Source organism: Shinella kummerowiae (assembly GCF_009827055.1).
Taxonomy (GTDB): Bacteria; Pseudomonadota; Alphaproteobacteria; order Rhizobiales; family Rhizobiaceae; genus Shinella; species Shinella kummerowiae.
On sequence record NZ_WUMK01000001.1, the window covers coordinates 470297 to 486624 of the forward strand.

The 16328-nt window shown below is 64.7% G+C and carries 15 protein-coding genes; 5 read left to right on the forward strand and 10 right to left on the reverse strand.

Annotated features, from left to right (window positions below):
- Position 1: 1 nt before the first annotated feature.
- Entirely contained in the window at positions 2-763 is a 762-nt protein-coding gene (locus GR138_RS02180) for an SDR family NAD(P)-dependent oxidoreductase (protein ID WP_160856965.1), read from the forward strand.
- A gap of 86 nt (positions 764-849) precedes the next feature.
- Here GR138_RS02180 and GR138_RS02185 read toward each other — a convergent pair whose 3' ends face one another.
- Positions 850-1572 (reverse strand): L,D-transpeptidase, encoded by a 723-nt coding sequence (locus GR138_RS02185; RefSeq protein WP_160856966.1) that lies wholly within the window; start codon positions 1570-1572, stop codon positions 850-852.
- A 163-nt stretch (positions 1573-1735) separates the two neighbouring features.
- On the opposite strand from GR138_RS02185, the gene GR138_RS02190 reads away from it, so the two are divergent.
- Complete coding sequence (locus GR138_RS02190; protein WP_160856967.1) at positions 1736-2335, forward strand: YdeI/OmpD-associated family protein; 600 nt, start codon at positions 1736-1738, stop codon at positions 2333-2335.
- Positions 2336-2370: 35 nt separating this feature from the next.
- Here GR138_RS02190 and GR138_RS02195 read toward each other — a convergent pair whose 3' ends face one another.
- The 8 genes from GR138_RS02195 to GR138_RS02230 all read right to left on the reverse strand — a co-directional run bounded on the left by GR138_RS02195 (position 2371) and on the right by GR138_RS02230 (position 11480).
- Positions 2371-3417, reverse strand: coding sequence for a glycoside hydrolase family 25 protein (locus GR138_RS02195; protein WP_160856968.1), 1047 nt, complete (start codon positions 3415-3417; stop codon positions 2371-2373).
- A gap of 123 nt (positions 3418-3540) precedes the next feature.
- The gene (locus tag GR138_RS02200; RefSeq protein WP_160856969.1) at positions 3541-4128 is read right to left on the reverse strand and encodes an ASCH domain-containing protein; all 588 of its coding nucleotides are present in this window, start codon (positions 4126-4128) and stop codon (positions 3541-3543) included.
- An 8-nt stretch (positions 4129-4136) separates the two neighbouring features.
- Positions 4137-5804 (reverse strand): urocanate hydratase, encoded by a 1668-nt coding sequence (locus tag GR138_RS02205; RefSeq protein ID WP_160856970.1) that lies wholly within the window; start codon positions 5802-5804, stop codon positions 4137-4139.
- 28 nt (positions 5805-5832) lie between these two features.
- The gene (locus GR138_RS02210) at positions 5833-6162 is read right to left on the reverse strand and encodes a TfoX/Sxy family protein (RefSeq protein ID WP_160856971.1); all 330 of its coding nucleotides are present in this window, start codon (positions 6160-6162) and stop codon (positions 5833-5835) included.
- Positions 6163-6177: 15 nt separating this feature from the next.
- Positions 6178-7269: a DUF917 domain-containing protein gene (locus GR138_RS02215; RefSeq protein ID WP_160856972.1), complete on the reverse strand. Its 1092-nt coding sequence runs from the start codon at positions 7267-7269 to the stop codon at positions 6178-6180.
- Entirely contained in the window at positions 7269-8549 is a 1281-nt protein-coding gene (locus GR138_RS02220; protein WP_160856973.1) for a Zn-dependent hydrolase, read from the reverse strand. Before GR138_RS02220 ends, GR138_RS02215 begins: the two co-directional genes overlap by 1 nt.
- Positions 8549-9928 carry a dihydroorotase gene (locus GR138_RS02225; RefSeq protein ID WP_160856974.1) on the reverse strand — a complete coding sequence of 460 codons (1380 nt, stop codon included), beginning with the start codon at positions 9926-9928 and terminating at the stop codon, positions 8549-8551. The genes GR138_RS02220 and GR138_RS02225 overlap by 1 nt, the downstream gene beginning before the upstream one ends.
- Positions 9929-9941: 13 nt before the next feature.
- Positions 9942-11480, reverse strand: a complete 1539-nt coding sequence (locus tag GR138_RS02230; RefSeq protein ID WP_160856975.1) for an aromatic amino acid lyase — start codon at positions 11478-11480, stop codon at positions 9942-9944.
- Between the two features lie 120 nt (positions 11481-11600).
- Here GR138_RS02230 and GR138_RS02235 point away from each other — a divergent pair, with 120 nt between their 5' ends.
- Positions 11601-12764: a LysR family transcriptional regulator gene (locus tag GR138_RS02235; RefSeq protein WP_160856976.1), complete on the forward strand. Its 1164-nt coding sequence runs from the start codon at positions 11601-11603 to the stop codon at positions 12762-12764.
- Here the strand turns inward: GR138_RS02235 and GR138_RS02240 are convergent.
- Positions 12761-13756, reverse strand: coding sequence for a GlxA family transcriptional regulator (locus GR138_RS02240; RefSeq protein WP_420853601.1), 996 nt, complete (start codon positions 13754-13756; stop codon positions 12761-12763). The two genes, GR138_RS02235 and GR138_RS02240, sit on opposite strands and share 4 nt — an antisense overlap.
- A 93-nt stretch (positions 13757-13849) precedes the next feature.
- On the opposite strand from GR138_RS02240, the gene bcoG reads away from it, so the two are divergent.
- Positions 13850-14761: a 3-dehydrocarnitine:acetyl-CoA trimethylamine transferase BcoG gene (bcoG, locus tag GR138_RS02245; RefSeq protein ID WP_160856977.1), complete on the forward strand. Its 912-nt coding sequence runs from the start codon at positions 13850-13852 to the stop codon at positions 14759-14761.
- Entirely contained in the window at positions 14758-16251 is a 1494-nt protein-coding gene (locus GR138_RS02250; protein WP_160856978.1) for a carnitine 3-dehydrogenase, read from the forward strand. The genes bcoG and GR138_RS02250 overlap by 4 nt, the downstream gene beginning before the upstream one ends.
- The last annotated feature ends 77 nt before the right edge of the window (positions 16252-16328 follow it).

The following is a 16328-nucleotide window of genomic DNA, read 5'->3' on the forward strand; positions in this document are numbered from 1 at the left end:
GATGATCCTGAAGAACCGTGTCGCCATCGTCACCGGAGCGGGCTCCGGCATCGGCCGGGCCGGCGCGCGCATCATGGCGCGCGAGGGTGCCACCGTCTGCGTCGCCGATCTCAACGAGACGCGCGCCGCCGAGACGGTCGATTTCATCCGCGCGGATGGCGGCAAGGCGGAGGCGGTCATCGTCGACGTCACGGACGACGTGGAACTGAAGATGGCGATCGCCGGCGTGCTCTCCCGCCATGGCCGGGTCGATATCCTGCACAATCACGCCGGCGCCCAGGTTGCCGGCGATCTTGAAAGCGTGCCGCTCGACGGGCTGGATCTTTCATGGAACCTCAACGTGCGCGCTCACCTGATGGCCGCACGCCTCGTCATGCCGGCCATGAAGGCGCAGGGCAAGGGCGTGATCCTCAACACCGCCTCGTCCTCCGGCGTGCTCTACGACCGCGAGATGATCGCCTATACGACGACGAAACACGCCGTCATCGCCATGACGAAACAGATGGCCGGCGACTATGCCGGGCACGGCATCCGCGTCAACGCGCTCTGCCCCGGCTGGGTCGACACGCCCTTCAACGCACCCTTCATCACCCAGATGGGCGGGCGCGAGGCGATCGAGGCCTATATCAAGGAGAAGGTGCCGATGGGGCGGTGGGCCGATGTGGAAGAGATCGCCGAACCGATCCTCTTCCTCGTCTCCGACCGGTCAAGCTACATGACCGGTCAGATCCTTGTCGTCGATGGCGGCGAGACGGTGACCTAGAATATTTCCGCTTTTCTTCGGATCGCGAAAAAGTCCTATCTCTTTGCTTTTACGCAAAACCGCTGCGCACTTTTGCTGGAATAGCTTTAAGCGCCGACCGCGGCGCCCATCGGCCCCTGATGCACGACGATGCGGGCGTGATAGGGCACGCGCTTGTAGAGATCGAGCACATCCTGGTTGATCAGCCGCACGCAGCCCGAAGAGGTTGCCTTGCCGATCGACGCCCAGTCGGGCGAGCCGTGCAGGCGATACAGCGTGTCCTTGCCATTCTGGAAAATGTAGAGCGCGCGCGCACCGAGCGGGTTCTTGATACCAGGCTCCATGCCGCCATTCTCGACGGAGTACTTGGCAAGGCTCGGCGTACGGGCGATCATGTCCGCCGGTACCTTCCAGCGCGGCCAGGGCTGGCGCCAATGGATGATGCCCTCACCTTCCCAGGCAAATCCTTCGCGACCAATGCCGACGCCGTAGCGCATGGCAGTGCCACCCGGCTCCACCACGTAGAGGAAGCGGCCGGGCGTATCGACAACCACCGTGCCCGGCGCCTCGCCGGTCGGGTCCTTCACGCGCTGGCGATAATATTTCGGGTCGATCTTCGTATAGGGGATGGCGGGGATGAGATGGCCGCCGTCCTCGACGGCCGCATAGCGCGCCGCCAGTTCCTCGTCCGCTGCCGGCACGATGGGATAACTGACCTTCTGCGGTACCGGCGCGACCTTGACCGACGTCTCCGTGGTTGCGCAGCCCGCGAGCGTCGCAGCAGCGCCAAGGAAAAAGGCTCTGCGCGACAATGAGCACACCGTAGGCATTCTCGATAAGACTCCAATGGGATAGACAGATTGAAACCGATGGCTAGCCAAACGACGGGTGGGCTGGCAAGAAGCAGAGGCATCACATTCGCGGCACTGGTCGTTCATTCCGCCTGACCGATGCAAAGCAGCCACGTCCGGTGGGCGATGAGGGGAAAACGCGATGGCGCCTGTGGAAATCAACCCTGCCCACGTCCGGGAATTCGCCGACCCGGAAAGCTTCTATCGCTGGCTTGCCGAAAACCATGGCACCGCTCCCGAAGTCTGGATCAAGATCCACAAGCGCGGCTCGGGCCTCAAATCCATCAACGCCGAAGAGGCGGTCGAGGCGGTGCTGTGCTGGGGCTGGATCGACGCCATCCGCAAGGGGCTGGACGAGAAAAGCTTCTTCCAGCGCTATTGCCCGCGTGGCAAGAAGAGCGTGTGGAGCAAGAAGAATGTCGAGACGGTCGGCAGGCTGATTGCCGACGGCCGGATGACGGAACACGGGTTGAAGCAGGTCAACGCCGCAAAGGCGGATGGTCGCTGGGACAAGGCCTATGGCAGCGGCAAGGATCTTAAAATCCCCGCGGATCTGCAATTGGCTATCGATGCGGACCCCGCGGCCAGGGAGATGCTCGGGAAGCTCACCGAACAGAACCGCTTCGCGCTGGCCTTCCGCATGCACAACATCAAGACAGATGCCGCGCGTAAGCGCAACGTCGATACCTTCGTGGACATGCTGAAACGCGGCGAGACGATCTATCCGCAGAAGCAGAAGTAGATCGTCCCCCTTGCTCGCTTGAAACCCGTCACCGGTCAGTCGAGACTGGCCGACCGTGCGTTGGACTGGCCGTTCAGCCAGTTGTGCCAGTCGTTCTCGCTGCCGGCAAAGACGTTGAGGTCGATCTTGCCCTCGACGCCATGCGACAGGCCGGAGCCGGAATACTGCCAGAACATCCAGCGGCGGTTCGGATAGCGCTTCGAGGGATGCGCGGCGACCGAGCGCAGCCAGAACGGATGGTTCTTGAGCTCGCCGGAGAGGTTGTCCTCATAGAAATCCGGGGCCGTGTAGATGATCGGCCGCTTGCCGTAATGGCGCTCCAGCATATCGGAGAAGACCTTGATCTTCTCGACATACTGCGCCCGCGTCAGGCGCTTCTTGCAGCTCGATTCACCGTTGTATTCCGCGTCGATCACCGGCGGCAGCGCATCGGGATCCCTCGGCACGTTGCGGATGAACCATTCGGCCTGCGAGCTTGCAACCCGGCACCAGTAGAAGAAGTGATAGGCACCCCGGCGGATGCCAGCCTCCTTGGCCCTGCGCCAGTTCTTCTGGAACATCGGGTCGAGGTGGTCGCCACCGTCCGTTGCCTTGATGAAGGCGAAGTTGGCGCCCTGCGTGCGCAGCTTCACCCAGTCGATATCACCCTGCCAGCGCGAGACATCGACGCCGTGCACCTGATAGTGTTTTGGCGCGCGCTTGCCGAAGTTGATCGGATGCGCATCGCGGAACTGCTGGCTGTAGACGCGTGAACGCTTGCGCGAGCGCCCTTCGGACGGCATCTCGACAGCCGAAACCGCATCCTCCGGCCGCTCGGAAGGAACCGCCGATTGTTTCGTGACGGATTCGAAGACGTCGCTGCCCGGTCCCGGCCCGGCCCAGGCGAGCATTTCCGCGCCTTCGGTCTTCACCCGGCTCTCGCCGACAGCGACCTCGGGAACGGGGCTGTTGGCCTTGGAAACAGAGCTTGTGATTTCCGCCGACGGCTTTATCGACAGCGCCGCCGTCGGATTGGAGCTCGACGCACAGCCAGCCATGGAGGCACAGCCAAGGAGGACCGCTGAAAGGACCGAAAGACGCATAGGCACCCGCACGCAAAACTAACCGAAAGCCCCGCCCTTTCGACACATGGACGGAATTACTAACGGAAGATTACCGCGAAATGTTAAATGCGAGGTTTACGGCAGAGTCGACATTTCAGGTAGTTAGGCCCGAAAGCTCTCACGATTCCTGACGGCTGCGGTCACGAAAGCGTGTCCGCGCGGCGAAAGCCGATAACCGACGGCCAGGCTTTCCGTCAGTCCCAACGCCTTGAGCTGGCGTATCTTTCGCTTGAGAGCGAGCTTTTCGATGCCGAGCCGTTCGGCCATCTCTGCGGCCGTCCTGCCGTCCCGTTCTGCGATCATGGAAAGGGCGGCATTCGTCCATGCACCCGTCCGGTCGAGCCCCGCAAGCGCCTCCGTCAAGGCTGCGATGTCGCCGCCGTCGAGCGTATCGTTTTCACGCAGGTTTTCCCGCGGGTCCTTGCCAGCGACATGGAAGGCAATGCGGTAGAGTTCTCCGTCGGGCCGAAGATCGCGCGCTAGGTCTTCCCGCGAGGCATAACCTGCCGCCTGGACATCTCCAGCAGGAATGGCATCGGGGTCCACCTTTTCGATGCTGTCAATGGCAAGCACGCCCGCCGCAGTCAGCAGCGTGCCGCCCGCCCGCACCGTGGGCTTGGCCCAACGCCGAAAGGCGAGTGTCACCTCGCCTCTGCCGATCCTCTCAAGCACCTTCGCCTTGAACAGCATTCCAACCCTCAGGTGTTGCCGATCCTGACATAGCCGATCTGCTTCTCCTCGATCTCGTCGAACGATTCGTCGTAGCCGGCATCCGCATAACGGATCACACCGAGCGAGGTGTCGTTGGTCAGCGCATGCGAAAGCCGCTCAGTCGCCGCTTCCGTCCCGTCGGCGACCAGCGTGACGCCGCAGCTCGTCATATAGCCGGCATAGCCGCCGCCGCCGGAATGCACGACAACAAGATCGGCCATCGACGAGCACAGCAGCATGGCGTCAAGCAGCGGCCAGTCGGCGATGGCATCCGAGCCGTCCTTCATGCGCTCCGTCATGATGTTCGGATGCGCCATTGCGCCGGCATCGAGATGGTCGCGCGAAAAGGCGATCGGCCCCTTGATCTCGCCCGATGCCACGAGCTTGTTGACGGCCAGTGCGAGTTCCGTACGCTCGCCGTGGCCGAGCCAGGCGATGCGCGCCGGCAGCCCCTCGAAGGGCACGTTCTCGCGGGCAAGGCGAATCCAGTTGGTGACGATCTTGTTGTCCGGGAACATGTCCATGACGAGGTCGTCGATGCGCGCGATATCGCTCTCCTCGCCGGACAGCGCCATCCAGCGGAACGGGCCGATGGCCCGCGCAAAGAGCGGGCGAAGATAGGCTTCGGTAAAGATCGGAATGTCGAAGGCGTTCGCGACGCCGCCTTCCCGCGCCTGCGTGCGGATGAGGTTGCCGTTGTCGAAGACCTCCGATCCGCGTTCCTGGAACTCCAGCATGGCGGAGACATGCTCGACGATCGAGGCCCGGCTCGCCGCCATCAGCTGCCCCTGCCCGTCGTCGCGCAAGCCTTTCACCTGGTCGAGGTTCATGCCCTTCGGCACGTAACCGTAGACGAGGTCGTGCGCCGAAGTCTGGTCGGTGACGATGTCAGGCACGATGCCGCGCCGGGCGATCTCCGGGTAGATTTCCGCCGCGTTGCCGACGAGGCCGATCGAGGTCGCGCGTTTCGCCTTCACCGCCTCATCGATCATCGCCAGCGCCGTATCGAGATCCGACGCCACATGCTCCAGATAGCCAACCGCCTTACGGGCCGCTGCGCGCGCCGGATCGATATCGACGCAGAGGATCGCCGCACCCGCCATGCGGCCGGCGAGCGGTTGCGCCCCGCCCATTCCGCCGAGCCCGGCGGTTAGGATGAATCGCCCGGCGAGACTGCCGTCGAACCGCTTTTCGGCGATGCGCATGAAGATTTCATAGGTGCCCTGGATGACGCCCTGGCTGCCGATATATTGCCAGGCACCGGCCGTCAGCCCGCCCCAGCAGATCAGCCCCTTGCGCTGGAGTTCATAGAACACCTCCGCCTTCGCCCATTGCCCGACAATGTTGCAGTTCGCCATGATGACGAGCGGCGCCTTGGCATGGGTCTTCAAGAGCCCGACCGGCTTGCCGGACTGGATGACCAGTGTCTGGTCCTCGTCCATGTCCGTCAGCGCCTTGACGATCGCCCGATGCGCCGCCCAGTTGCGCGCCGCCTTGCCAAGCGCGGCATAAACGATGAGATTGTCCGGATCCTCGCCGACCGACAGCACGTTTTCGAGCAGCCGCAGCAAGGCCTCCTGCCGCCAGCCCTTGGCGCGCAGCACGTCGCCGCCGGGGATCGGATAGTTCGGATGGCGCGGATTGGGCTTCGGCATGGTGGTCCCTCTTGCGTGGAATATTGCGTTACTTCGGCGGCAGCGTGTCAACGAAGGCAACCGCCTCGGAAATCAGGCGCCGGCGCAGCACCGCGTCGGTGCAGGCTTCAGGCGAGGCTCGAACCCAGCCTTCCATCACCCGATCGCCCATGATCATCTGCGCGATGCCTGCCGTCTCCAGAGCCCAGGCATCGTTGCCCTTGCCAAGGCGGACCAGCATCCCCTCCTTGCGCGCGCCGCAAAGCAGCTTGCCGTCGAGAAGCCAGGCGAGCCCACCGAACATCGTTTTTTCGGAAAGCCCCGCACGAAACCCGAGATCGGCCCGCACGACATCTTCCAGATCCCTGTCCCGTGCCATCGCCCGTCACTCCGGTTATTTGGCCAATACATAACTCACGAGATCGATGCCCATCGCCTTCTCGACCGAAGGATAGACGGTCGGGTCGAGCACGCTGGAGGCCAGCGGAATGATGGTCTTCGGCACATGCAGCACGAAAACCCGCATGCCGACTTCAAGCTGGCCGACGCTGAGCGGCTCGCCGTCCGGCGAAAGCGTGGTGATGACATCCGGGAAGGTGGCAAGCCGTTTTCCTTCAGCCGATTCGACCGCCATATACTCGTTCATCACATGCAGGACCGCCGCCTTGTCGCCCGTGCCGAGCGTCACGGTGCCGATATCGAAGGCCTCCTTGGTGTAGACCACCGATTTGTCGGTGATCGTGCCTTCGGAGAGGATCGAACCGCCCGTCGTTTTGACCATCGCATCGATGATCGCCGAACCGCCCTTGCCTTCCGCCGCAATGATCGCCTCGCCGAGCGTCAGCGCCAGCGAAATGCCGCCTAGCGCCGCATTTTTGCGAACGTAGGAGGCACGCAGCGGGTTGCGGCAGGAGGCAATGAAGCCGCCGGACATGTCGGACGCCGTGCGCAGGATCGGCGAGACTTTCGCGGTCGCGCCACGAACGACAAGCTCGATATAGCGGTTTTCGTCGCGGTTTCCCCCGACGGCCGTCTGGATCATCTGCTCGGGCGAACCGGCCATGCCGATCGACCCCATATCGCCGGTCGGATGTGCACGCATGTCGCCCACCGCATCCAGCACCTTCGTGCCAAGGATGGCCGAGGGCAGCCAGCCGTTCAGCGTCGAGGACTTGCCGTTCTGCCCGACCATCAGTGCGGCGACCTTCTCGCCGAGCGCCTCCTGCAACAGCTCGACAGCCTTCACATAATCGACACCGCGCATTTCCCACGGCGTGGTCGAGGCCGGGGCGCCGATGGCGGCGGCCGTCGCCACCCAGTCGTCGTCCGAAAGCTCATCGATGGAAACCAGCTCGGGCTTGCCGATCGACACCGCCGCATAACCCAGCATGCGGCCATGATCTGCCCAGCCGCCACCACCTGCCGCATAGACCGAGCCGCCCTTGACCGCCGCTTCGACGTCTTTTTCCTTTAGAATCCGGCCCATTAGACGTCCTCCTGAATCACTTTCTGAAGTTTTTCGTCGAGTTGAATCACTGCATTAAGAAGCACCGCCGCGCCGAGCGCGATATCGTCCGTCTCGGCGAATTCTTCCGGTGCATGGCTGCGCCCGCCAAGGCAGGGCACGAAGATCATCGCCGAGCGCGTCACCCGCGCCATCCAGGCAGTGTCGTGCCCGGCACCGGAGGCCATGCGTCGATGGCTCGCCCCCACCGTCTCGCAGGCCGCATCCAGCACGTCGAGCAACAAGGGATCGCCGGGTGTCGGCATGTTATCGGAGATGCGGCGCGGCGCCTCGATGGCCGTGCCCGTCTCGCGGGCAAGCTGTTCGACCAGCAGGTCTACCGACCCGGCAAAGAGGTCCATCGCCGTGCGATCCTCCGCCCGCGCATCGATCAGCAGGCGCGCGCGGGACGGCACGACATTGGCGGCGTTCGGCTCGATGGAGAACTCGCCGACCGTCGCCGTGAAATGGCTTGGCCCGTCGGACAGCGATTTCGCCAGCGCCTCAATGCCCGTCACCAGCCGCGCAGCCGCGGCAAGCGCATCGGCGCGACTGCCCATCGGCGTCGTGCCGGCATGATCGGCCCGGCCTTCGACGATGATCTCGATGCGTGTGATGCCGGCAATCGCCGTCACCACGCCGATATCGCGTTTTTCCGTTTCCAGCACCGGCCCCTGCTCGATGTGCAGTTCGAGGAAGGCTGCAATATCCCTACGCGCCTCGGCCTGGATGCGGGCCGGATCGCCACCGGCGTCGCGGATGCCCTGCTCCAGCGTCAGCCCGCCGCTCTGGCGCGTCAGCCAGTCTTCCGGCAGCACACCGGCCATGCCGCGGCTGCCGATGCAGGAGACCCCGAAGATGGAGACTTCCTCGGCGAGGAAATCGACGACCTCCAGATCATGGTCGAGTTCGATGCCCTGGTCCGCCAGCGCGCGGGCCACTTCCAGCGCCACCGCCACGCCGGCAATGCCGTCATAGCGCCCGCCATCCGGCACCGTATCGGAATGCGAGCCCAGCATGATCGTGCCAAGACCGGGCTTTTTTCCCGGCCGGCGCGCCGTGAGATTGCCCGCGGCATCGATGCGCGTCTCAAGCCCCGCGGCCTGAAACTTGTCGAGAAGAAAATCCCGCCCCGCCGGGAACAGAGCGGTAAAGGCACGCCGTGTATAGGGCCGGCCGGGCTCGGTGAGCCGGGCGAGCCCGTCGATCACGTCCGCGATGCGCGCGGAATCGACCGGCAGATTGGTTTTTGGCGCCGCCATCAGCGGGCACCGGACGAAACGAGAGTCGGCAGCGGCCGCACGAAGGCGCCGGTGCCGGGCTCGGCCAGCACCCTGGTACCGTCGAAGGCAAGCCGGCCGCGCAGATAAGTCGCGGAAATGCGCCATGGCAGCTTGATGCCGTTATAGGGCGACCAGCCGACGACGTTGTGGCCGCTCGCGGCCGCGTCATAGGTGTAGGGCTCGGGCGTCAGCACGGTGATATCGGCATCCTTGCCGGCTTCGAGTGCGCCCTTCACATGATCCAGCCGGAAATGCCGCGCCGGGTTCAGCGTCATCAACTCGGCCGCCCGCGTCAGCGGAATGCCGCGTTCCAGCGCACCCTTGACGAAGAGCGGCACCATGACCTCCAGCCCCGGCACGCCGGAGGCATTGGCCAGCATGTCCGGATTGGTCTTGCGGTCTTCCGACCAGCTCACGTGGTCGGTGGAAACCAGCGTGACATTGCCCTCGGCGACATGCCGCCAGAGTTTTTCGACTTCGGCGCGCGGGCGGATCGGCGGATTGATCTTCGCCTTGCCGCCAAGCCGGCGCACGTCATTTTCCTCGTCGAGCGTCAGGTAGTGAATGCAGCACTCGATGGTGGCGCGAAAACCCTGGGCGCGATAGGCGGCGGCGATCTCGTAACCACGGCCAAGCGAGCAATGCACCACATGCGCCGGGCAGCCTGTTTCGGCACCGGTCTCGTAAATCTGGTTGGAGGCAAGCAGCTCCGTCAGCGGCGGGCGCGACATTCCGTGTGCGCGGTAGTCGGTGATGCCGGCGGCCTTCACCTTGGCGATCGCCGCGCGCACCGCCTCGTCATCCTCGTTGTGCACACCGGCGGTCAGGCCCGTCGGCGCAATGGCGCGGAAGCAGTCTTCCAGCAAGGCCGCAGGAATGCGCGGGAAACGCTTCGGGTCGGTCCCGAAGGTGGAAAACTTGAAGGCGGCGACGCCCGCCTCGACCATCTCGCCGATGCGGGCCGGTCCCTCTTCCGGGTCGACCGTGCCGTAAAGCGCGAAATCGACGCGCGCCTGCGGCGCGGCATGGTCGACCTTGATCTTCACCGCGTCCGCCGAGCAGACGAGATTGCCCTCGTCATAGGGCATGTCGACGATGGTCGTGACGCCACCGGCTGCCGCCGAACGCGTCGACCAGATGAAATCTTCCTGGTTCTTCTGCGACAGCGAATGGACCTGGGCATCGATGGCGCCGGGCAGGATCAACGCGCCGGAAAGGTCGTGCCGCTCCTTCGCCGCCGGCATCGCGCCCTGCCCGACATGCACCACCTTGCCGTCCCGCACGGCGACATGGCCGCCCTCGACGATACGATCGGCCAGAACCACGGTGCCTTTCAGAACGAGATCAAAGTCGGCCATTCGCGTATCTCCGTTACGGCGTGAGGGCGAAGAAAGCGTCGAACCCCGCCATGGGCGCGGCCTCAACGAAGGCGGCCAGTGCCTCCGGGCTCGCAAGATCGCGGTCGAGTGCCTCGATTTCGGCAGAAAGCGGCCGGTCCTTGCGATAGAACGGGCTGACCGCCCGTGTGCGCTGATAGACGATGGCGGCAACGCCTTCGGGATTGTCGCCGGCAAGGTCGATGGCCTGCGCCGACAGCATGGCTTCGAGCGCCGCCAACTGATGGAGATCCCGCACCTGGCTCTCCATGCGCTCGACGATCAGCGGTAGGAAGGTCGCCTCTTCCTCAAGGCCGCCGGCAACCACGATCGACTGCGCCGAGATCGGCACGGCGAGCGACTGGATGCGCATGTAAAGTTCGACGGCGAGTTTCAGCAGGGGACCAAAACCTGTCGCTGCCTCTCCGGGCGCAACAAGGTTGACCGGAAGGTTGCGACGCACGCCGTTCGAAAGCAGCACGCAGCGATTGAGCACATTGCGCGCCAGATGCGCAAAACCCGTCTGCGCAGCCTCGACATAGAGCGTCGTCGACAGCGGCAAAGAGCCACCGGAGGCCATGACATGATTGTCGATGACGACCGGATTGTCGTCCGACTGCGCCGTCGCCTCGACGATGCGCTCGGCGGCGTTCATCAGCGTATCGAGGCAGGCGCCGAAGACCTGCGCGGTCATCCGCAGGCTGAGCGGATCGTGGATTGCCGACGGTTTCGGCCAATGGCCGGAGGAGGCCTGCGCCTCGAACCAGCAGCCGGCCAGCGCCTCGCCATGCGCCGAGAGCCGCGCGGCCACCCGCCACGGGTCCGCCGAGGCGCCAAGCGCCAATGAGGAAAGAAGCCCGGTCACCATGAGATTGCGGATCGCCTTGGCCGCCTCGCGCACCACATTGGCGGCGGCGGCATGCGAGATGGCATTGACGCTGAGGGCGGCCAGCGCATCCCGCGGCTGCATGCGATACGGCTTGAGCCCGGCGCGCTTCAGCGCGTCCGCGGCCGGCAGCCGCACGCCGCCAAACCAGGCCTCACCCTCACCGGTCATGACCGAGGCGATCTGCCCCATCAGGCCAATATCGGCACAGCCCATCGAGCCATGGCGGCGCACGACGGGCACGACATCCTTTTCGAGAAGACCAAGGAAAGCACCGATCAGTTCCGGGCTGCAGCCGGAATAGCCGCCGAGCGCCGTGTTGACGCGGATCGCCATCGCCTTGCGCACGATCGGCAGGGCGAAGGGTTCGCCGGTGCCGAAATGGTGTGCCCTGACGAGGCTGTTGTTGAATTCGACAAGGTCGTCGGCTGTCCAGAGCTTGTCCTTCATCGAGCCGACGCCGGTGTTCGCGCCGTAGATCGGAAGCCCCGTGGCGAGGCGATCCGTGATGACGAGGCGCGATGCGCCGATGCGCCCCATGCCGATCTCGCAGGCGACCGGGCGGCGCGTGGCGGCGCCGATCGCCTCCAGCGTTGCGAAGTCGAGCGGTTGACCGGTCAGATAGAGCGTGTCGGCGGAAGCAAGCATTTTCAAGGAACCTGTTTTCACGGTGGATGTTATGCGGAACGCGGGCGAAGCGTATATCCCAAAGTCCGTACGGTTCATGCTATAAGCCGAACAGTCGTCGGACGCGGGAAGGAGCCGCCTGTGGATCTATCCACGCTTTGCCTTGTGCACAGCATTCTCGAAGAACGCGGCATCCGCAGGGCAGCGGCCGTTGCGGGGCGCCCCGCCTCCAGCGCCAGCGCCGCCCTCCGCCGCGTCGAGGCCGTTCTCTCCGTGCCGCTCGTGCGGCGGGACGGCCAGACGCTTGTGCCCACCCTCGAGGCTGAAGCCCGCCTGCCCCGCTTTGCCGACATCGCCCGCGCCGCCGACGCCCTGGCCACCCTCGGCAAAGGTGGACAGGCACGCGCCACCGTTTCGCTCGCCGCCCTCGCCCGCTTCGCGGCGGTGGCACGAGCCGGCAGCATCAACGCCGCCGCCAAAAGCCTCGGCCTTGGCCAACCGCAACTCACCCGCCAACTCAGCCATCTGGAGGCGGCGATCGGTTGCAAGATGCTCGACCGTTCGGCGACCGGCATAAGCTGCACGCCCGCCGGCCTCGAGGCCCTGGCTCTCGCCGAACAGATCGGTTCCGCCTGGGAACTGCTCTTCGCCGCCTCCGCCGAACGCTTCCGCCGCAGCGCCGCCACCTGGCGGCTTGGCACGATCATTCCCTTCGGTCATGAAAGCGAGATCGCCGCCATGCTGGCGGGCCTCGCGGTCGAGTGGCGCGCTGCGCGGCCCCGCCAGCCGCTCTTCCTCTCTTCCACCACGGCAGACGAACTTGTCTCCGGACTGAAGAACCGCCGCTTCGACCTGATCCTGCTCGACACGGACCGCTACCCCGCCGAATTCGAAGGCAAATTGATCGGCCGTTCGCAACTCGCACTTGCCGGTCCGCGCACGATGGAGGCGCCCAAACCGCAAGATTTCCCGGCACTTCTGCGCCGTTACCCGATCGCCGTGCCAAGTCCACGCAGCGGCCTGCGGCAGATGACCGACCGGTTTCTTGAGGCAACGCTTTCCGCCGCCGAACGCGCGCGCCTGACGCTGGTCGAGGTCGATTCGATCCCGGTCATCATCAATCTCGTGCTGGACCACGGCCATCTCTCGGTTCTGCCGGAGCATTCCGTCGCCAACATCAACCCGCCGCCAACGCTGCTGCCGCTGGATGCCGCCTACCAGCAATCGCTGAGCCTCGTCTGGCCGCGCGATGCACTCTCAAGGCAGGCGGCCGAAACGATGTTCGCGCTCCTTCCGAAACCTTAGCCCTTCGCCCCGGCGCGGAGGCGTCGACGGGTTTCGGTCGGGCTCTCGTGGTAATGCGCACGGTAGCTGCGCGAAAAGGCGGAGGAAGAATTGAAGCCCGTGAGCGCTGCGATATCGGCAAACTCGGCCTTGGTCTCGATGACCTTGCGCCGCGCCGCATTGAGGCGCAGCGCCAGATAGTGCTGGTGGGGCGCAACGCCCATCGATTCCTGGAACAGGTCCTGGAGGTGGCGGGCGCTGATACCGACGCGTTTGGCCAGCCGCGTCAGCGTCAACGGCGCGTCCACCGTCTCCTCCATCACCCGCACCGCCTGGCTGACGCGCTGGTCGGCGATGCGCATGTTGCCGAGCGCCGGCACCTGCAGCAGTCCGCCGGTCCGCTCGTGTTCGTAGATGAACAGCCGCGACACTTCGAGCGCCAGCGAATAGCCCTGCCGGCGGCGGATGATCTCCAGCATCAGGTCGAGCGTCGGCAAGGAACCGCCGGTGGTGATGCGCTTGCCGTCGATGACGTAGCGCTCGCGCATCACCGCGATCTGCGGATAGCGGGAGGCGAATTCCTCCATGTCCTCCCAGTGGATCGTCACGGAATGGCCGTTCAAGAGACTGGCCTCGGCAAGCAGCCAGCTTCCCGATTCGATGCCGGCCATCATCGTGCGGTGACGCGCCGTCTGCGAAAGCTGGCGCCGCAACAGAGGCGTCGCACTCATCTGCCATTGATAGCTCGAAAGCACGAACAGCGGCTCTTTCTCCCGCTCAGGCCGGAACAGGCCGTCGACCGGCACCGGAATGCGGCTCCGCGTTTCGACCGGCTGGCCGTCGGGGGAAAAAATCCGCCAGCGGTAAAGCGCCTGGCCGGAAATGCGGTTGGCAGCGCGCAGGGGCTCGATGACCGAGGCGACGAGGATGAGGTTCGTCTCGGGCAGCACGAGGATATCGATGTCGAGGGTATCGGAGGAGGGATCGAGCATGGCGGAAGCATGCGTGTTCATCTCTCGAATTGTCAAGAATGGATCCGAAAAGTGAAAGCATTGCGCCTTCTCTTGGCTCGTAATGGACCCAATGAGAATACTGGGAGAGATCGAATGCCCTTAGCCATGAACCGTGATGTCTTCATCACCTGCGCCGTCACCGGCTCCGGCGACACCGCCGGCAAATCGCCCCACGTGCCGCGCTCGCCCAAGCAGATCGCTGAATCGGCCATCGATGCCGCCAAGGCCGGCGCCGCTGTCGTGCACTGCCACGTCCGCGATCCGGAAACAGGCGCGCCGAGCCGCCGCAACGACCTCTACCGCGAAGTGACCGAGCGCATCCGCGATGCCGAGGTGGACGTGGTGCTCAACCTCACCGCCGGCATGGGCGGCGACATGATCTTCGGTGGCACGGAACAGCCGCTGCCGTTGAACCCCAACGGCACCGACATGGTCGGCGCCACCGAACGCGTGTCCCACGTCGCCGAATGCCTGCCGGAAATCTGTACGCTCGATTGCGGCACGATGAATTTTTCGCTCGGCGACTACGTGATGACCAACACGCCGTCCATGCTGCGCGCAATGGGCAGGATGATGACCGATCTCGGTGTCCGCCCGGAAATCGAGGCCTTCGACACCGGCCACCTCTGGTTCGCCAAGCAGCTCGTCGAGGAAGGCGTGATCGAGGATCCGGTGCTCATCCAGCTCTGCATGGGCATTCCGTGGGGTGCACCTGATGACCTCAACACCTTCATGGCGATGGTCAACAACGTGCCCGCCAACTGGACCTTCTCGGCCTTCTCGATCGGCCGCAACGCCATGGCCTATCCGGCCGCTGCGGTGCTTGCCGGCGGTAACGTTCGCGTCGGCCTGGAAGACAACCTCTATGTCGGCAAGGGCCAGCTCGCCACCAATGCGCAGCTCGTCGAAAAAGCCGTCAACATCGTCGAAAGCATGGGTGCCCGCATCATCGGCCCGGCCGAAGTGCGCGAAAAGCTGAAACTCCAGAAGCGGGCACCGAAATGAGCCAGATCAACAAGGCAGCCTGCGTCGGCGGCGGTGTCATCGGCGGCGCCTGGGTGGCGCGCTTTGCGCTCGCCGGCATCGACGTCAACATCTTCGATCCGCACCCGGAAGCCGAGCGCATCATCGGCGAAGTGATGGCCAATGCCGAGCGCGCCTATGGCATGCTCACCATGGCGCCGCTGCCACCAAAGGGCAAAGTCACCTTCTGCAAGAGCTTGGAAGACGCCGTCAAAGACGCTGATTGGATTCAGGAAAGCGTGCCCGAACGCCTGGAACTGAAGCGCGGCGTGCTGACCCAGATCGATGCGGCGGCAAAGCCCGATGCGCTGATCGGCTCGTCCACGTCCGGCCTGATGCCGACGGACCTGCAGCGCGACATGAAGCACCCCGAGCGCCTGTTCGTGGCGCATCCCTACAATCCCGTCTACCTGCTGCCGCTCGCCGAACTCGTCGGCGGCGAGAAGACCAGCAAGGCGACGCTCGAAGCGGCCAAGGCCAAGCTCGCCCCCATCGGCATGAAGGGCGTGATCATCAACAAGGAGATCGAGGCCTTCGTTGGTGACCGCCTGCTCGAAGCCGTCTGGCGCGAAGGCCTCTGGCTGATCAAGGACGATATCTGCGACACCGAGACACTCGACGACGTGATCCGCTATTCGTTCGGCATGCGCTGGGCGCAGATGGGCATGTTCGAGACCTACCGCATCGCCGGTGGCGAAGCCGGCATGCGCCACTTCCTCGCCCAGTTCGGCCCCTGCCTCTCCTGGCCGTGGACGAAGCTGACCGACGTCGTCGATCTCAACGACGAACTGGTCAACAAGATCGCCGACCAGTCCGACGCCCAGTCCGGTGCCCGCGGCATCCGCGAGCTGGAACGCATCCGCGACCAGAACCTCGTCGGCATCATGCATGCGCTGAAGGCCGGCGACGACGGCAAGGGCTGGGGCTCGGGCAAGCTGCTCGCCGAATTCGAGGAACATCTCTGGGCCAAGGCCGGCAAGGCGAAGGTCGAGGTTTCCGCAAACGAGCCGCTGCGCCTCGTCGACACCAAGGTCAACGCCGCCTGGGTCGATTATAACGGCCACATGACCGAGCACCGCTACCTCCAGCTCTTCGGCGACACCTCCGATGCGCTGCTGCGTCTCATCGGCGTCGATTTCGCCTATGTCGAGGCCGGGCACAGCTACTACACGGTGGAAACCCACATCCGCCACATCGGCGAAGCCAAGCTCGGCCAGGCACTCTACACGACGCTCCAGCTTCTGGCCTCCGACAGCAAGCGGCTGCACTACTTCACCCGCATCCACGATGCGGCGACCGGCGATGTCATCGCGACGGCCGAGCAGATGATGCTCCATGTCGACAGCAAGGCCGGCAAGAGCGTGGATGCGCCCGCGGACGTGCTGGCGAAGATCAAGCCGATCGCGGAAGCCCACGCCAAGCTGGCAACGCCCGAGGGTGCCGGCCGCAGCGTCGGGCAGAAGCACAAGTAAGGCGCAAGCCTCGCCCCCCTCTGCCCTGCCGGGCATCTCCCCCACAAGGGGGGAGATCGGCTAGGGGCAAGGCGGTG